Annotated in this window: 16 protein-coding genes and 5 tRNA genes; 14 read left to right on the forward strand and 7 right to left on the reverse strand. The window is 71.7% G+C overall.

Annotated features, from left to right (window positions below; all coding sequences use genetic code 11):
- Positions 1-153: 153 nt before the first annotated feature.
- The 4 genes from ABZ340_RS08340 to ABZ340_RS08355 all read right to left on the reverse strand — a co-directional run bounded on the left by ABZ340_RS08340 (position 154) and on the right by ABZ340_RS08355 (position 5443).
- The gene (locus tag ABZ340_RS08340; RefSeq protein WP_358780963.1) at positions 154-729 is read right to left on the reverse strand and encodes an ATP/GTP-binding protein; all 576 of its coding nucleotides are present in this window, start codon (positions 727-729) and stop codon (positions 154-156) included.
- The gene (locus tag ABZ340_RS08345; RefSeq protein ID WP_358780964.1) at positions 710-1108 is read right to left on the reverse strand and encodes a DUF742 domain-containing protein; all 399 of its coding nucleotides are present in this window, start codon (positions 1106-1108) and stop codon (positions 710-712) included. The genes ABZ340_RS08340 and ABZ340_RS08345 overlap by 20 nt, the downstream gene beginning before the upstream one ends.
- 111 nt (positions 1109-1219) lie before the next feature.
- On the reverse strand, positions 1220-1633 hold the full coding sequence (locus tag ABZ340_RS08350; RefSeq protein ID WP_358781032.1) for a roadblock/LC7 domain-containing protein: 414 nt from the start codon (positions 1631-1633) through the stop codon (positions 1220-1222).
- 9 nt (positions 1634-1642) lie between these two features.
- On the reverse strand, positions 1643-5443 hold the full coding sequence (locus tag ABZ340_RS08355; protein WP_358780965.1) for a nitrate- and nitrite sensing domain-containing protein: 3801 nt from the start codon (positions 5441-5443) through the stop codon (positions 1643-1645).
- A gap of 602 nt (positions 5444-6045) precedes the next feature.
- On the opposite strand from ABZ340_RS08355, the gene ABZ340_RS08360 reads away from it, so the two are divergent.
- From ABZ340_RS08360 to ABZ340_RS08405, 10 genes are all read left to right on the forward strand, one after another.
- Entirely contained in the window at positions 6046-6231 is a 186-nt protein-coding gene (locus ABZ340_RS08360; RefSeq protein ID WP_358780966.1) for a hypothetical protein, read from the forward strand.
- A 225-nt stretch (positions 6232-6456) separates the two neighbouring features.
- Complete coding sequence (locus tag ABZ340_RS08365; protein ID WP_358780967.1) at positions 6457-7242, forward strand: fumarylacetoacetate hydrolase family protein; 786 nt, start codon at positions 6457-6459, stop codon at positions 7240-7242.
- Positions 7235-8716, forward strand: a complete 1482-nt coding sequence (gene gltX, locus ABZ340_RS08370; RefSeq protein WP_358780968.1) for a glutamate--tRNA ligase — start codon at positions 7235-7237, stop codon at positions 8714-8716. Before ABZ340_RS08365 ends, gltX begins: the two co-directional genes overlap by 8 nt.
- Positions 8717-8902: 186 nt before the next feature.
- Positions 8903-9622: a DUF4241 domain-containing protein gene (locus ABZ340_RS08375; protein ID WP_358780969.1), complete on the forward strand. Its 720-nt coding sequence runs from the start codon at positions 8903-8905 to the stop codon at positions 9620-9622.
- A gap of 80 nt (positions 9623-9702) precedes the next feature.
- Positions 9703-10434 carry an HAD family hydrolase gene (locus ABZ340_RS08380; protein WP_358780970.1) on the forward strand — a complete coding sequence of 244 codons (732 nt, stop codon included), beginning with the start codon at positions 9703-9705 and terminating at the stop codon, positions 10432-10434.
- 90 nt (positions 10435-10524) lie between these two features.
- Positions 10525-10596: transfer RNA gene (locus tag ABZ340_RS08385), tRNA-Gln, on the forward strand.
- A gap of 39 nt (positions 10597-10635) precedes the next feature.
- Positions 10636-10708 (forward strand) — tRNA-Glu (locus ABZ340_RS08390).
- Positions 10709-10749: 41 nt separating this feature from the next.
- Positions 10750-10822: transfer RNA gene (locus ABZ340_RS08395), tRNA-Glu, on the forward strand.
- 35 nt (positions 10823-10857) lie between these two features.
- Positions 10858-10929 (forward strand) — tRNA-Gln (locus ABZ340_RS08400).
- Between the two features lie 28 nt (positions 10930-10957).
- Positions 10958-11030 (forward strand) — tRNA-Glu (locus ABZ340_RS08405).
- A gap of 171 nt (positions 11031-11201) precedes the next feature.
- Here the strand turns inward: ABZ340_RS08405 and ndgR are convergent.
- The gene (gene ndgR, locus ABZ340_RS08410; protein ID WP_014675221.1) at positions 11202-11918 is read right to left on the reverse strand and encodes an IclR family transcriptional regulator NdgR; all 717 of its coding nucleotides are present in this window, start codon (positions 11916-11918) and stop codon (positions 11202-11204) included.
- 196 nt (positions 11919-12114) lie between these two features.
- Here ndgR and leuC point away from each other — a divergent pair, with 196 nt between their 5' ends.
- The 4 genes from leuC to ABZ340_RS08430 all read left to right on the forward strand — a co-directional run bounded on the left by leuC (position 12115) and on the right by ABZ340_RS08430 (position 15425).
- On the forward strand, positions 12115-13545 hold the full coding sequence (leuC, locus tag ABZ340_RS08415) for a 3-isopropylmalate dehydratase large subunit (protein ID WP_358780971.1): 1431 nt from the start codon (positions 12115-12117) through the stop codon (positions 13543-13545).
- Positions 13546-13551: 6 nt separating this feature from the next.
- Complete coding sequence (gene leuD, locus ABZ340_RS08420) at positions 13552-14145, forward strand: 3-isopropylmalate dehydratase small subunit (protein WP_358780972.1); 594 nt, start codon at positions 13552-13554, stop codon at positions 14143-14145.
- A 265-nt stretch (positions 14146-14410) separates the two neighbouring features.
- Entirely contained in the window at positions 14411-14641 is a 231-nt protein-coding gene (locus ABZ340_RS08425) for a hypothetical protein (protein ID WP_358780973.1), read from the forward strand.
- A gap of 136 nt (positions 14642-14777) precedes the next feature.
- Positions 14778-15425, forward strand: a complete 648-nt coding sequence (locus ABZ340_RS08430) for an HU family DNA-binding protein (protein WP_358780974.1) — start codon at positions 14778-14780, stop codon at positions 15423-15425.
- Between the two features lie 97 nt (positions 15426-15522).
- On the opposite strand, the gene ABZ340_RS08435 is transcribed toward ABZ340_RS08430, so the two are convergent.
- Positions 15523-15726, reverse strand: coding sequence for a hypothetical protein (locus ABZ340_RS08435; protein ID WP_028425256.1), 204 nt, complete (start codon positions 15724-15726; stop codon positions 15523-15525).
- Between the two features lie 9 nt (positions 15727-15735).
- Positions 15736-16386: a 2-phospho-L-lactate guanylyltransferase gene (gene cofC / locus ABZ340_RS08440; RefSeq protein WP_358780975.1), complete on the reverse strand. Its 651-nt coding sequence runs from the start codon at positions 16384-16386 to the stop codon at positions 15736-15738.
- Positions 16387-16392: the final 6 nt, after the last annotated feature.

Raw genomic sequence — 16392 nt, forward strand, 5'->3', positions numbered from 1 at the left:
TGAGACCGGATGTGCGCGACGCGTGGTTGTACCACCCGATTCCTCTGCCGAAACGTTATGAACATCGAAGCCGACCGTGTCAAAGGACACAGCCGGTCCCACGGCGCCGCACGGCGACCCGGCAACTGCCGCGGTCCGCAGCCGATTTGGCCGCTACCGCAGCCGTGCCATCAGCGCGTGCTCCACGAGCGTGATCAGCGTGCCCTTGGCGTCCGCGCGGTGGCGGGCGTCGGTGGTGACGATCGGGGTGTCGGGGCCGATCTGCAGGGCCTCGCGGACCTCGTCCGGCGTGTGCGCCTGCCGGCCGTCGAAGCCGTTGAGGGCGATGACGAAGGGCAGTCCGCTGTTCTCGAAGTAGTCGACGGCGGGGAAGCAGTCGGCGAGCCTCCTCGTGTCGACCAGGACCACCGCGCCGATGGCGCCGCGCACGAGGTCGTCCCACATGAACCAGAAGCGGTCCTGGCCGGGCGTGCCGAACAGGTACAGGATCAGGTCCTGGTCGAGCGTGATGCGGCCGAAGTCCATGGCGACCGTCGTGGTCGTCTTGTCCCCGGTGTGGGTGAGGTCGTCGATCCCGGCGCTGGCGGACGTCATGACGGCCTCCGTGCGCAGCGGATCGATCTCGGAGACGGCGCCGACGAACGTGGTCTTGCCCACGCCGAAGCCGCCCGCCACCACGATCTTCGCGGAGGTGGTCGACCGGCCCTCGTCAGAGCTTGCGAAGTCCACTGAGCACCCTTTCGAGCAGTGTCACGTCCGGCGCACCGCCGGCGTTCTCGTCGCCGCCGGGCTGGTGGATGGCGACGAGCCCGGCCTCCGCGAGGTCGGCGACGAGGATCCTGGCCACACCCAGCGGCATGTTCAGCAGCGCCGACACCTCGGCGACCGACTTCACCTCGCGGCACAGGTGGCAGATGCGCTGGTGCTCCGGAAGAAGGCTCATGAGCACGGCCGGGTCGGCCGTCGTGCTGATCAGCGCCTCGATGGCGAGCTGGTAGCGCGGCCGCGTCCGGCCGCCGGTCATCGCGTAGGGACGGACCAGCGGCTGGTCGCCCTCGTCCTCGTACGGCTCCGCGTACGGATCATGAGAGGCGGTGGGCGGGTTCATGGATCCTCCGGGCAGGACAGCAAGTCGGTCAGTCAAGCCGTCTGACGGGGCCGGTGGGGGGATTGTGGCGGCCGGACGGTGATTTGGTGAGGTGGGTGGTGCCGGGGCCGATCAGTGGAGCAGACTGCCTTGCAGTTCGGCGCGCAGGTCGGGCGTGAGTACCGCCCCCGCGCGGTCGACGAGGAGTGCCATCTCGTAGCCGACGAGGCCGATGTCGCACTCCGAGTGGGCGAGCACGGCCAGGGACGAGCCGTCCGAGACGGACATCAGGAAGAGGAACCCCCGTTCCATCTCCACGACCGTCTGCGCCACGGTGCCGCCCTCGAAGATCCGGGATGCCCCGGCGGTCAGCGAGGTCAGGCCGGAGGCGACGGCCGCGAGCTGGTCGGCGCGGTCGCGCGGGAAGCCCTCGGACATCGCCAGAAGGAGTCCGTCGGCGGAGACCACGACGGTGTGGGACACCCCCGGGGTGTTGTCCACGAAATTCGTGATCAACCAGTTCAGGTTCTGTGCCGCCTGGCTCATCGGGCTCAACTAACGCTCCTGCTGGTGAGTGGGCCGCGGGTAGCTGCCGGTCTGGGCGGCTCCCGCCTGTCGGCCCTGTGCGATACCCCGACGGAGATTGGTCAGCCGGCCACGCACGTCGTCGGGCGCGCGCGAGATCTGCGGACCGCTCTGGGTCGGCTGCTGCTGAGCCGTGCCGGGCACGAGGTTGGCCCGGGGCACCCGGCGCGGCAGGCCTGAGGTGGTGACCCCGCCCGCGGCCGGCTGCCGCACCCGCTCGGCCTGCCGGACGAGTTCGTCGTTCGGCGAGCTGCGCCAGGCGGTGGCGGCGGGCCGCCGGGCCGCGGGGGAGGACGCCTGCGGCTCCTGCGGCTCCTGCGGCCGCTGCTGCGGCTCGGCCGCCGGGCCGCCGTCCTGCGGCCGCTGCTCGCCGTGGAACCAGTTGGTCTCCAGCGTGTCGTACAGCGGCGTACGGCCGTCGCCGGCACCGGACGCCGGAGGCAGCGCCTCGGGCTCCTGGCGGGCGGGTCGTGCCGGGGGAGTGGTGAAGCCGGACTGCGCGTGCGCGCCGCCGGCCTGCGGCTGCTCGAACCGGCCCGTCGTCTCGGACGGGTTGGCGCGTTCCGGCAGGGCGTGCCGGCCCGTGGAGCCGCTGTCGTACGCCTGCGGGGCGGCGAACCGGTCCGCGGAGGCGGGATCGTTCTGCCCCGCGGAGATGCCCGCGGAGGTGCCTGCGGACGTACCCGCGGAGGTGCCGAAGACGTCCGTGCGGGCGAACGCCCCGGTGTTCTGCGGGTCGTCGGCGCCGTCGCGGCCGAACCGGTCGGCGGGAGCCTCCGGCAGGGGGAACCCGCCGGTGTGCTGCGGGTCGCCGGCGCCGGGAGCCGGGGCGCCGAAGTCCGGGCGGGCGAACTCGGCGGTCGAGCCGGGACCCTGCCGGTCGCCGGTCGCCGGGAACGCCGGTATCTCCGCCGTGGCACCGGGGCCCCGGCGGTCGTCGAGGCGCGGCATGCGGGACGTCGAGGAGACGTCCGGCTCCTCGTGGCCGCGCGGAGCATCCAGCGAGGCGCGCGGCACCGGCGGCCGGGCGTTGTCGTCGCCCCAGCTCGGCACGTGGGGCTGCGGGCTGCCGCCGGGCAGCTCGGCCCGCGGGCCACCGCGCGCCGGCAGCTGCGGCCGGCGGCCTCGCTCGGCGTCGCCGCCGGACCCGCCCTTGCCGCGCCGCCGCGTCGGGGCCGTGCCCGGCCGGGGCTGGTCGAGGCCGGCGGAGGGGCCGCGACCGCCGAAGGCGTCCGGGCGCTGCGGCGCGTTCAGGCCCGCGGCCTGCAGGCCCTGCGGGGCACCCGGCGCCTGACCGGCACCGGCACCGGCGTCGGCACCCGTTCCGGCCGGAGCCGGACGGCCCTGCTGCGGCGCCGCCGGAGCCTGCCGGCCCCGCGGTCCGCCCGGCTGGCCCGGACGGCCGCCGTCGCGCCCGGGCAGCGCGGTGCGCGGACCCTGGCCGCCGCCGAGCAGGCCGCCCGGGGCACCGGCCCCGGGAGCGCCGGGCCCGCGACCGCCGCCCTGACCGGCCGCCGCCCGCCGGGCCGCCGCCGCACCGGCCGCGGCCTGCGCGGCGGCCGGACCGCCCGCGCCCGGCTGGCCCTGCTTGGGCTGGGGCTTCTTGCCGCCCTGGGCGACGTCGACGGGCAGCATGACCAGCGCGGTCGTACCACCGGAGTCGGAGGGGCGCAGCTGGATGCGGATGCCGTGCCGCTGCGACAGGCGGCCGACCACGAACAGACCCATGCGGCGGGAGACGGAGACGTCCACCGTCGGGGGAGAGGCGAGCCGCTCGTTGATCGCCGCCAGGTCCTCCGGCGACAGACCGATGCCGGTGTCGTGGATCTCCACCAGGACGCGGCCGTCGGGCAGCGCGTGACCGGTGACCTTGACCTTGGTCTGCGGCGAGGAGAACGAGGTCGCGTTCTCCAGCAGCTCGGCGAGCAGGTGCACGAGGTCGTTGACGACCCGGCCGGCCACCTCGGTGGTGGGCACGGACGACAGCTCGATGCGCTCGTACTGCTCCACCTCGGAGGCGGCGGCACGCAACACGTCGACCAGCGGGACCGGGCGGGTCCAGCGGCGGCCCGGTTCCTCACCGGCGAGGACGAGGAGGTTCTCGCCGTTGCGGCGCATGCGCGTCGCGAGGTGGTCGAGCTTGAACAGCGAGGAGAGCTGGTCCGGGTCGGCCTCGCGGGACTCCAGCTCGGAGATGAGCGAGAGCTGGCGCTGGATCAGACCCTGGGAGCGGCGCGAGAGGTTGGTGAACATCGCGTTGACGTTGCCCCGCAGCAGGGCCTGCTCGGCGGCGAGGCGGACCGCCTCGCGGTGCACGTCGTCGAAGGCCGCGGCCACCCGGCCGATCTCGTCCCGGGAGTGCAGGCCGACCGACTCCACGGAGGTGTCCACGTCCTGCGGGTCGGACTCCGACAGCTGCTTGACCAGCTCGGGCAGGCGGTTCTGGGCGACCCGGGTCGCGGTGTCCTCCAGCCGACGCAGCGAGCGGATCATGCTGCGGGCCATGACGAAGGCGCCGACCAGCGACACACCGAGCACGAGCAGGATCAGCGCACCGGAGATGATCGCCTCGCGCTCCGACTCGCTGTGCAGCTCACGCGCCTTCTGCTCCATGTCCTCCAGCAGCGAGTGCTCGATGTTCTTCATCTGCTGGATCTTGGTGGAGCTGTCGTCCAGCCAGTCCTGGTAGGACCGCTTCTCGATCCTCTCGATGGCGCCGTCGGTGCTCAGCACGCGGCCCGCGTACTTGTCGGAGGCCTCGATCGTCGGGTTGCCCTGGTCGATGGGCTTGAGGAGATCCTCGGCGCCGTCGCCGTAGATGCTGGTGAAGCTGCGCAGCTCGGAACGCTGGCTCTGGAGCGCGGCCTCGGCGTAGAGCCGGTCGTTCTCGGAGAGGTCACCGGCCCTGTTGTTGCTCGCGGGCAGCGCCGCGGCGATGACCGCGCGCTGCACGGAGGCGTACTCCTTGGCGGTCGAGAACGCCGCCAGGGCGCGCGTGCGCTGGATCATCTCCGGGTTGCTGGTCGCCTCCGCCATGTCCTGCGAGAGGTCGAGCAGGTTGGTGATCAGGCGGTGGTAGGCGTCGACGGTCCGGGTCGAGTTCTCCCTGGACTCGTAGGCGGTGCTGCGGATCTTGTTCAGGTCGTTCAGGTCGCTCGCGAGGCCGACGAGGCTGTCCCGGACGCCGTGGAGGGAGCCGTCCTTGCTGGCGCTGTCGATCTCCTCGGAACTCTCGAGGAAGTTCTTCAGGGCCCGGTCGGTCTTCTCCCGGTCGCCCTTGACGGAGAGGGCGCTGGCCTTGGAGCCGTGGGCCAGCGGACCGGCGGACTGGTCGCGCTCCTCCTGGAGCGCGGCGGCCAGCTCGGTGGCCTGCTTCGTCATCTCCGTCAGCAGCTTCATGTTGTCGAGCTGCTGCATGTCGTCCAGGGACTGGCTGATGCGCATGGCGCCCAGCGAGGTGGCCGCGACCACCGGGAGCGCGAGCAGCGACACCAGACGCGTGGAGATGCGCCAGTTGCGCAGGGCCATGCGCGAGCCGGGGTCCACGGGGTCCTTCGGCGGCTTGACCGCCGGCGCGGGGTTCGCCGGTCCGGAGGGGGACGACGCGCCGGGGCGCCCGGAACGCCCGGAACGCCCGGAACCGTCGCCGGACGCGGCCGGGCCCTGGTTCTGGGCGTGCTGGGGCGAGGAGCTGACGGCCATGGGGCCAGTCCCGCCGTGCGGCTCCGGCTCCGCCGAAGCGCTGCCATCCCTCTTGAAACGTCCCTGCACTAGCGTCGCAACCTCTGGACCAGGCGCCCCGCCGCGTGAACGGCCGGACACGGTGTCGGCGTCATAGGGGCGCCCTGAATACGCCCCCGTGGTGGTCGTGAGTGACCGGCGCTGGTTCCCCCATCTCGCCCGCCGCTCGGCGCTTGACTGCGCCCCCTGTGCGCCGGCTCGATCCTGCGGCGGTCCGTGGAATTCCAGCACAGTGCCGGATCTCCAACAAGGCCCGTGGGACAGGCCGTGACCTACGTGACAGCTTGTGAGGGGCGGATCACCGCGCGTAGAAAGTGATCTTTGCTAAAACGGTCGCAAGTGGTCAATTCACCCGACTCCAAGAGGTGTCCCAGTCGCCATGATCAGGAGCGGAATGATGGCTTCAGGTGCCCAATGTCCGTTTCGTTGCGGTGAGGTACTGGTCTGGATTGACCGAATTGCCCTTGCTTAAGTGAGCAAACTCACATGCTGATCGCGGGACCTCCCCGCCTTGGGTGGGAATCGCATGTTTAGCCTGACGCTTTACAGAGATGGCAAAACCGACAACCCGCGCTCGCGCGGGGGTCCCCGGACCCTCCCGGCGCCCGGACACGACAGGGTCTCGTACAACCGTGAAGACGACGATGATGTTCCACAAGATCGCCAACCCGCGGCGCACCACGCTGGCGCACCTGAAGGACGCCGGCGAGCTGCAGACGCCGGAGCGGCCGGAGCACCCCGTCGAGCTCCCCGCCCAGACCGCCAACCCCAAGCGGACCGTGCTGAACGAGATCCCGGTCACGGCCGCGGCGGAGTAGCGGGCACCGCGCAGTACGCACCGCTCCGCACGGACGGAGCACCCCGGCCGCCGGCCTCCCGCCGGCGGCCGGACGCGTACCCGGGGGCGCCCGCGCGGCGCGTCCGGCGACGGCCCGCCCGGGCGGCGCGGGGCGCCCGCCCGGAATGCGCGAGGCGCCCGGCTCCCGTCGCGTTAGCCTGGAGCGTCAGACTTCAGCCAGCTCAGTCAAGGGGCCAAGCAACCCGTGCGCATCGCCAGGTTCTCCATCGACGGGAACGTAGCCTTCGGCGCGGTCGAGGGCGACCAGCCGGACGAGCTCGTCCTCGACATCATCAAGGGCATCCCGTTCGCGGACTTCGAGCTCTCCGGCACCAAGGTGCCGCTGAGCAAGGTACGGCTGCTGCCGCCGGTGCTCCCCAACAAGGTCGTGGCCTTCGGCCGCAACTACGCCGAGCACGCGCGTGAACTCGGCAACGAGGTGCCCGACGCCCCGTTCGCCTTCTTCAAGCCGTCCACCTCCGTCATCGGCCCCGGCGACGAGATCCGGTACCCCTCCTTCTCGCAGGAACTGCACCACGAGGCCGAGCTCGCCGTCGTCATCGGCCGCATGTGCCGCGAGGTCCCGCGCGAGCGCGTCCAGGACGTGATCCTCGGCTACACCTGCGCCCTCGACGTCACCGCCCGCGACGTGCAGAAGCGCGAGAAGCAGTGGGCCCGGGCCAAGGGCTTCGACACCTCCTGCCCGCTGGGCCCCTGGGTGGAGACGGACCTGGACCTCGCCACCGCGTCCGACCTGACCATCCAGCTCACGGTCAACGGACAGCAGCGCCAGCTCGGCCGCACCAGCGAGATGATCCACCCGATCGAGGACCTGATCGTCAACATCACCGAGGCCATGACGCTGCTCCCCGGCGACGTGATCCTCACCGGCACCCCCGCGGGCGTCGGCCCCCTCAACGTCGGCGACGAGGTCGCCGTCACCATCGAAGGCATCGGCACTCTCACCAACAAGGTTGTCAAGCGTGGCTAGCGCACCCGGCTCCGTACGCGTCCGTTTCTGTCCCTCGCCCACCGGTAACCCCCACGTGGGCCTGGTCCGCACCGCCCTGTTCAACTGGGCGTTCGCCCGGCACCACGGCGGCACCCTGGTCTTCCGCATCGAGGACACCGACGCGGCCCGCGACTCCGAGGAGTCGTACCACCAGCTGCTCGACGCGATGCGCTGGCTGGGCTTCGACTGGGACGAGGGCCCCGAGGTCGGCGGCCCGCACGCGCCGTACCGCCAGTCGCAGCGCATGGACCTCTACAAGGACGTCGCCCGCAAGCTCCTCGACGGCGGCTACGCCTACCACTGCTACTGCTCCCAGGAGGAGCTGGACACCCGCCGCGAGGCCGCACGCGCCGCGGGCAGGCCCTCCGGCTACGACGGCCACTGCCGCGAGCTGACCGAGGCGCAGGTCGAGGAGTACAAGGCCCAGGGCCGCGAGCCGATCGTCCGCTTCCGCATGCCCGACGAGACGATCACCTTCACGGACCTGGTCCGCGGCGAGCTGACCTTCACCCCGGAGAACGTCCCGGACTACGGCATCGTCCGCGCCAACGGCGCCCCCCTCTACACGCTCGTCAACCCCGTCGACGACGCCCTGATGGAGATCACCCACGTCCTGCGCGGCGAGGACCTGCTCTCCTCCACCCCGCGCCAGATCGCCCTCTACAAGGCGCTGATCGAACTGGGCATCGCCAAGGGGATCCCGCAGTTCGGCCACCTGCCGTACGTGATGGGCGAGGGCAACAAGAAGCTCTCCAAGCGCGACCCGCAGTCCTCCCTCAACCTCTACCGGGAGCGCGGCTTCCTCCCCGAGGGCCTGCTCAACTACCTCTCCCTGCTCGGCTGGTCCCTCTCGGCCGACCAGGACATCTTCACGATCGACGAGATGGTCGCGGCCTTCGACGTCTCCGACGTGAACCCCAACCCGGCCCGCTTCGACCTCAAGAAGTGCGAGGCGATCAACGGCGACCACATCCGCATGCTGGAGGTGAAGGACTTCGCCGAGCGCTGCCGCCCGTGGCTGAAGGCCCCCTTCGCCCCCTGGGCGCCGGAGGACTTCGACGAGGCCAAGTGGCAGGCGATCGCGCCGCACGCGCAGACCCGCCTGAAGGTCCTGTCCGAGATCACCGACAACGTCGACTTCCTCTTCCTGCCCGAGCCGGTCTTCGACGAGGCCGGCTGGAACAAGGCCATGAAGGAGGGCTCGGACGCCCTGCTGCGCACGGCCCGCGAGAAGCTGGACGCGGCCGACTGGACCTCCCCCGAGTCCCTGAAGGAGGCCGTCCTGGCCGCCGGCGAGGCCCACGGCCTCAAGCTCGGCAAGGCCCAGGCCCCGGTCCGCGTCGCCGTCACCGGCCGCACGGTCGGCCTGCCGCTCTTCGAGTCCCTGGAGATCCTCGGCAAGGAGAAGTCGCTGGCCCGCATCGACGCGGCGCTGGCGAAGCTGGCCGCGTAGGACGGCCCACGCGCCCGTGAGGGGCGGCACCCGGAACCACCGGGTGCCGCCCCTTCGCCGTCCCGGCCCCGGACCGGCTGTCGGTGCCGGACGTTACTGTTCCGGCAACGCGGCGCCCCACGCCGCCCACCGGCCGTCACGACCCCGCCGGTCCCGGTCCACACCCCTCCTCGGAAAGGCGCCCCCATGCCGATGTCCGCCCGTGACTACACCTGGCTGTTCACACCGGGCAGCACCTTCGCGTACGAGTCGGGAACGACGGGCGTGATCCACGTCGCCGACGGGGGCGAGCTGTGGCTGCCCACCGGCCGGGTCGTGGCCTGCGACCCGTTCGTCTACCTCGGCCAGGGCGACATCGAGCCCTTCACGGTCTCCGTCGAACCCGGCCGCTACCGCGTCGAGGCGGCCGTGGCGACCCTCACCCGGCCCGGCGAGCCCCCGTCCGACGTCCCCCACCTGCAGGTCGCCGCCGCCCGCCTCGTCGTCCGCGACGAACCCACCGCCGCCTGGGAGCTCGCCCTGCTCCCCGGCCAGGACCCGGCCGAACTCGGCGACGAGGAGTTCTACGGCTACGGCGTCGACGCCGGCACCGGCTGCTTCTACGACGCGGCGGCCGAGGCGTCCTTCCCCGAGTGCGAGGGCGACGAGGGGCCCCTGTGGGACGCCTTCGAGGGCAGCGACTGGGCGCCCGGCCCCCACCTGGTCACCGCCCCGGAGACAGGGCACGCCCTCGCCGCGTTCAGCTCCGGCTGGGGCGACGGCGCCTACCCGACCTGGATCGGCCGTACCGCGGCCGGCGAGGTCACCTGCTTCGTCACGGACTTCTTCGTCGCCCCGGACCCGTCCGAGTCCGCCGAACCGTCCGAGTCCGCCGAACCGTCCGAGCCGGCCGCGGCCACCGCCTGACCCGCCCCCGCGGCGCGGAGACTCCCGCCGGTTCCCGCGATCCCGCCCGCGCACGCGCGTCCGGCGCTACCGTCGGTGGCATGGCGATCCGAGCCGTCGTCTGGGACGTCGACGACACCCTCTTCGACTACACCACCGCGGACCGCGAGGGCCTGCGCGCCCATCTCGCGGCCGAGGGCCTGCTCGACGGATACGGAACCGCCGAGCAGGCCCTGGCGCTGTGGCGGGAGATCACGGAGGCCCAGTGGGCGCGGTTCGCGGCCGGCGAGGTCGACTACGTCACACAGCGCCGCGACCGCACCCGGATCTTCCTCGGCCGCGACCTGACCGACACCGAGGCCGACGACTGGTTCGGCCGCTACCTGGCGCACTACGAGGCCGCCTGGGCCCTCTTCCCGGACGTCCTGCCCGTCCTGGACGCCCTGGCTGCCAGCCACCGCCACGCGGTGCTGTCCAACTCCAGCCTCCCCGTCCAGGACCGCAAGCTGCGCGTCCTCGGCGTCCGCGACCGCTTCGAGACCCTCCTGTGCGCCGCCGAGCTCGGCGTCTCCAAGCCCGAGGCCGCCGCCTTCCTGGCCGCCTGCGACGCCCTCGGCCTCGCCCCGCACGAGGTCGCCTACGTCGGCGACCACCCGGAGATCGACGGCCGGGGCGCCGCCGACGCCGGGCTGCTGTCGGTGTGGATCGACCGCGGCGGCACCCGCGCGACCCTCGACCCGCCCGCCGGACCGAGGCGCATCGCGACCCTCGCCGAACTGCCCGCCCTCCTCGCTCCGGATACCCGTTTTGGAGCCCCGTCCTCCTTCGGGTAATGTTCTTCCTGCGCCGAGGGGAACGGGCCGAAAGGCCGGAGACCCGAAGCGCAAGCTAGAACAAGATCCCCTCTGGGGCTTGCGTTCCAGTGGCCTATGGTGTAATTGGCAGCACGACTGATTCTGGTTCAGTTAGTCTTGGTTCGAGTCCAGGTAGGCCAGCTCGCAGAGCTCATCTGCACCCGCGGATCTCATCCGCAAGCCCCCGTTGTGTAGCGGCCTAGCACGCTGCCCTCTCAAGGCAGTAGCGCCGGTTCGAATCCGGTCGGGGGTACTGGTTCCGATCAGATCATGGATCATGTCGGAATCGCTAGGGCCCCCGTTGTGTAGCGGCCTAGCACGCCGCCCTCTCAAGGCGGTAGCGCCGGTTCGAATCCGGTCGGGGGTACTGAAGGTGAACGGCCCCAGAGGTCTAAACCACCTTGGTCTATGGTGTAATTGGCAGCACGACTGATTCTGGTTCAGTTAGTCTTGGTTCGAGTCCAGGTAGACCAGCTCGGACCTGCGGAAACGCAGGGTCCACGCCCCCGTTGTGTAGCGGCCTAGCACGCCGCCCTCTCAAGGCGGTAGCGCCGGTTCGAATCCGGTCGGGGGTACATACAGGATGGCCCCCCGCTTCGGCGGGGGGCCATCGGCGTTCTCGCTTCCGCTCGCTGCCGGTCCGTCCGGCGTGCCCACGTCCCGTACGGGCTGCTCCCTTCGGTCAGGTGCCGGGGAGGGCCTGCCGCGGCGTTGAGGCCGGCCCTCCCGGTGGCGGTCCGCCGGGCTCAGCCGGAGCGCCGCAGCGCCTCGGAGAGGCGGCCGGCGGCGTCGATGACCGCCTGGGCGTGCATCCGGCCCGGGTGGCGGGTCAGGCGCTCGATGGGACCGGAGACCGAGACGGCGGCCACCACACGGTTGGAGGGGCCGCGCACGGGCGCGGAGACGGACGCCACGCCCGGCTCGCGCTCGCCGATCGACTGGGCCCAGCCCCGGCGCCGTACGCCCGACAGGGCCGTCGCCGTGAAGCGGGCGCCCTGCAGGCCGCGGTGCAGGCGCTCCGGCTCCTCCCAGGCCAGCAGGATCTGCGCCGAGGAGCCGGCCTTCATCGTCAGGGTGGAGCCGACCGGGACCGTGTCCCTCAGGCCCGACAGGCGCTCCGCCGCGGCGACACAGATGCGCATGTCGCCCTGGCGGCGGTAGAGCTGCGCGCTCTCGCCGGTGACGTCCCGGAGATGGGTGAGCACCGGGCCCGCGGTCGCCAGGAGGCGGTCCTCGCCCGCCGCCGCAGCCAGCTCCGCCAGGCGCGGGCCGAGGATGAAACGGCCCTGCATGTCGCGGGCCACCATGCGGTGGTGTTCCAGGGCCACGGCCAGGCGGTGGGCCGTGGGTCGTGCCAGTCCGGTCGCTCCGACCAGACCCGCGAGGGTGGCCGGACCGGACTCCAGAGCGCTCAGGACGAGTGCCGCCTTGTCCAGAACGCCGACGCCGCTACTGTTGTCCATGCAACGATACTTGCGTCTCACTCTGTGAAACGCAAGTTCAATTTTCCGTGGAACGCGCCACCCTGGAGAGCACGACGTCACAGCGGCCCGTGGACATGAGGGCCTGGTGGCGGACGCCCGGAAACAGGGGTGCGGGCGCCGCCTCCTCAAGATCTCTAGTTGGGTCGGCCGTTCCGTGCCGACCGGAGGGAAAGCGATGGGTAGGACACTCGCGGAGAAGGTCTGGGACGACCATGTCGTCCGGCGCGCCGAGGGCGAGCCCGACCTCCTCTACATCGATCTGCACCTGCTGCACGAGGTGACCAGCCCGCAGGCCTTCGACGGCCTCCGCAAGAGCGGCCGGAAGGTGCGCCGGCTCGACCTGACCATCGCCACCGAGGACCACAACACCCCGACCCTCGACATCGACAAGCCCATCGCCGACCCGGTCTCCCGGGCCCAGCTGGAGACGCTGCGCAAGAACTGCGCCGAGTTCGGCGTCCGGCTGCACCCGCTGGGCGACGTCGAGCAGGGCGTCGTCCACGTCGTCGGGCCTCAGCTGGGTCTGACCCAGCCCGGCACCACCGTGGTCTGCGGCGACTCGCACACCTCCACGCACGGCGCCTTCGGCGCGCTGGCGTTCGGCATCGGCACCTCCCAGGTCGAGCACGTGCTGGCCACCCAGACGCTGCCGATGGCCCGCCCGAAGACCATGGCGATCACCGTCGACGGCGAGCTGCCCGAGGGCGTCACCGCCAAGGACCTGATCCTGGCGATCATCGCGAAGATCGGCACCGGCGGCGGCCAGGGCTACATCCTGGAGTACCGCGGCGAGGCCATCGAGAAGCTCTCGATGGAAGCCCGCATGACCATCTGCAACATGTCGATCGAGGCCGGCGCCCGCGCGGGCATGATCGCCCCCGACGAGACCACCTTCGCCTACCTCAAGGGCCGCCCGCACGCCCCCGAGGGCGCCGACTGGGACGCGGCGGTGGAGTACTGGAAGACGCTGCGCACCGACGACGACGCCGAGTTCGACGCCGAGGTCGTCATCGACGCCGCCGAGCTGTCGCCGTTCGTCACCTGGGGCACCAACCCGGGCCAGGGCGCCCCGCTGTCCGCGTCCGTCCCCGACCCGGCCTCGTACGAAGACGCTTCGGAGCGCCTCGCCGCCGAAAAGGCCCTGGAGTACATGGGGTTGGAGGCCGGGCAGCCGCTGCGCTCCATCAAGGTGGACACCGTCTTCGTAGGCTCCTGCACCAACGGCCGCATCGAGGACCTGCGCAACGCCGCCGAGATCCTCAAGGGCCGCAAAGTCGCCGACGGCGTACGGATGCTGGTCGTCCCCGGCTCCGCACGGGTCGGGCTCCAGGCCGTCTCCGAGGGCCTGGACGTGGTCTTCAAGGAGGCCGGCGCCGAGTGGCGGCACGCGGGCTGCTCGATGTGCCTGGGCATGAACCCCGACCAGCTCGCCCCCGGCGAGCGCTCCGCGTCCACCTCCAACCGCAACTTCGAGGGGCGGCAGGGCAAGGGCGGCCGTACGCACCTGGTGTCGCCGCAGGTCGCGGCGGCCACCGCGGTCCTCGGCCACCTCGCCTCCCCGGCCGACCTGGCCGCCGCCGACGCCCCCACGCCCGCTGGAGTCTGATCAGTCATGGAAGCCTTCACCACCCACACCGGCCGGGCCGTCCCGCTGCGCCGCAGCAACGTCGACACCGACCAGATCATCCCCGCCCACTGGCTCAAGAAGGTCACGCGCGACGGGTTCGAGGACGGGCTGTTCGAGGCCTGGCGCAAGGACCCCGAGTTCGTGCTCAACCGCCCCGAGCGGCAGGGCGCCACGGTGCTGGTCGCCGGCCCCGACTTCGGCACCGGCTCCTCCCGCGAGCACGCCGTGTGGGCGCTGCAGAACTACGGCTTCAAGGCCGTGATCTCCTCCCGCTTCGCCGACATCTTCCGCGGCAACTCGCTGAAGAACGGCCTGCTCACGGTGGTCCTGGACCAGAAGATCGTCGACCGGCTGTGGGAGCTCACCGAAGCCGACCCCACCGCCGAGGTCACGGTCGACCTGGTCGGGCGCGAGGTGCGCGCCGAGGGCGTCACCGCCTCCTTCGAGCTGGACGAGAACTCCCGCTGGCGGCTGCTGAACGGCCTCGACGACATCTCGATCACCCTGCAGAACGAGGCGGACATCGCCGCGTACGAGGCGAAGCGCCCGTCGTTCAAGCCGCGGACGCTCCAGGTCTGACCCCGGCCGAGCACAAGGTCGACTTTCGGCCACCTCAAACCCCACTCTGTACCCCCGATCGGTCCGATCGGGGGTACAGCCGTGTCTGGGTCCGGCCGGCCCCGGGCGCCACCGCCGCATCCCTCAACGTCCCACGTTAAAAGGGGGATTGCCGGGGTACGCGAGGCGCGTGACCGCGGCTTCGGCGGTGGCCCGCCAGGCCGCCCGAGGCGGCAGTTGCCCCCCTGCGCAGGCGACAACTCGCCCCAGATGGCACAATCTGTGCATGGAACACGACGGCCAACTCGAGCTCTATGCGGCGGTCGCGGTCCAGCTCAAGGAAGCGCACGCCAGGGTGCGCGCACTGCAAGTCCCGGAGGGCGTACGGGTGGCGCTGACCCGGAAGCTGCTGGTCATTACGGCCGCGGCCAAACACGATCTCGCCGGTGCGGCAAGGCGCCTGGAGCGGTTCAGCGCGGATCTCGACGAGGGCCGATTCCCCGAAGAGGAACGCTGAACGGGCCGGGACAGTCGAGTCGGTTGCGGCACAAGGGTGATAAGCCCGTTTCGTGTTTGATTTGCGGTATATATCTGCCTAACGTGCGAAAAAGCTGGAACACTTTCGTTCCGGCGATGTCTCCGAAGGGGAAGACGTGAACAAGGCGCAGCTCGTAGAAGCGATTGCCGACAAGATGGGCGGCCGCCAGCAGGCCGCCGATGCCGTCGACGCGGTACTGGACGCCATCGTCCGTGCGGTGGTCGCGGGTGACCGGGTCTCGGTCACCGGCTTCGGTTCCTTCGAGAAGGTCGACCGTCCGGCCCGCTACGCCCGTAACCCCCAGACGGGCGAGCGGGTTCGGGTCAAGAAGACCTCCGTCCCCCGTTTCCGCGCGGGTCAGGGCTTCAAGGACCTGGTCAGCGGCTCGAAGAAGCTCCCGAAGAACGACATCGCGGTCAAGAAGGCGCCCAAGGGCAGCCTGTCCGGCCCGACGCCCACGATCGCCAAGGCCGCGGGCAAGAAGGCCGCCGCCAAGAAGGCCACGGGCGCGGCGAAGAAGACGACCGCCAAGAAGACCACCGCGGCGGCGAAGAAGACCACCGCCAAGAAGACCACCGCCGCGGCGACGAAGACGGCGGCCAAGAAGGCCCCCGCCACCAAGGCCACCGCCAAGACCACCGCGGCGAAGAAGACCACCGCCAAGAAGGCGCCGGCGAAGAAGGCGACTGCCACGAAGGCACCCGCCAAGAAGTCGACCGCGCGCAAGACGACCGCCAAGAAGACCACCGCCCGCAAGAAGTAGCGGGCGGCAGGGCACCAGGGCACTCACGCGCCGGGCCGGACTCCTTCACGGAGTCCGGCCCGCGGCCTGTCCGCCGGGACCCCTGGGGTCCGGAGGCTCAGAACGTCTGCAGGGTCACCAGCGTGATCCGCCGCCCCTCGCCCTCGCCCTCGGTCTCGATGCGCACCCGCTGGCCGGGGCGCAGCAGTCTCAGGCCGCCCGCGTCGAACGCCGCCGCGTCGAAGGGGACGGGCGTGCCGTCGTCGAGCAGCACCTGCCCGCTGCGGCTTTCCGGGTCGTACGTGTATGCGGTCGCCTGCATGGCGGCAGCCTACTGCCCCGGTACCGGGTCCCGCCCCGGCAGCCGCGCCGCCGCCGCGGCCGTGCGCGGGCCGACCCCCAGCGCCAGCGCTGCCCGCAGATCGTCGCCGGTGTCGACGTCCTGCCGTACGGAATCCACCGCCGCCAAGCGGAGTTCCACCGCGCCGGACGCGTGGTGGCGGGCGCGGGAATCAGGGCCGAAAGCGGGCCGCAGCGCCTGGCCCGGAGCGGCGGCCAGCAGCGTCGTGCCGATTGCGGCGGCATCGGCGAGAAAAGCGCGCGGGAATTGCGCGGCGGCCTCCAGGACACGGGCCAATTCCGCGGGGCGCAAGGCCGGAAGGTCGGCATTGAGGGTGGCCACCGGACGGCCGGGACGCGAGGACCGTACGACCGCCGCCGCATGGGCCAGGGCGGCGTTCAGGCCTTTGCGGGGCTCGTCGGGAACGATGCCGGCACCCAGTGCGGCCAGCTCCCGGCCGGCCCGCGCGTCCTCCGTGACGACTGCCACATCCGCCACCGCCGGGCAGGCCAGCGCCGCCGCCACCGTGTCCTGTGCGAAGGCGAGCGCGAGGTGGGGCCGCACCCCGTCGTCCGCGGTGTCCGACAGCCTGCTCTTGGCCCGGGCCAAGGGCTTCACGGGCACGACCAAGGTCCACTGCACGAGCGT

Origin of the sequence: Streptomyces sp. NPDC006134 (assembly GCF_040628835.1) — a bacterium.
Classification (GTDB): Bacteria; Actinomycetota; Actinomycetes; order Streptomycetales; family Streptomycetaceae; genus Streptomyces.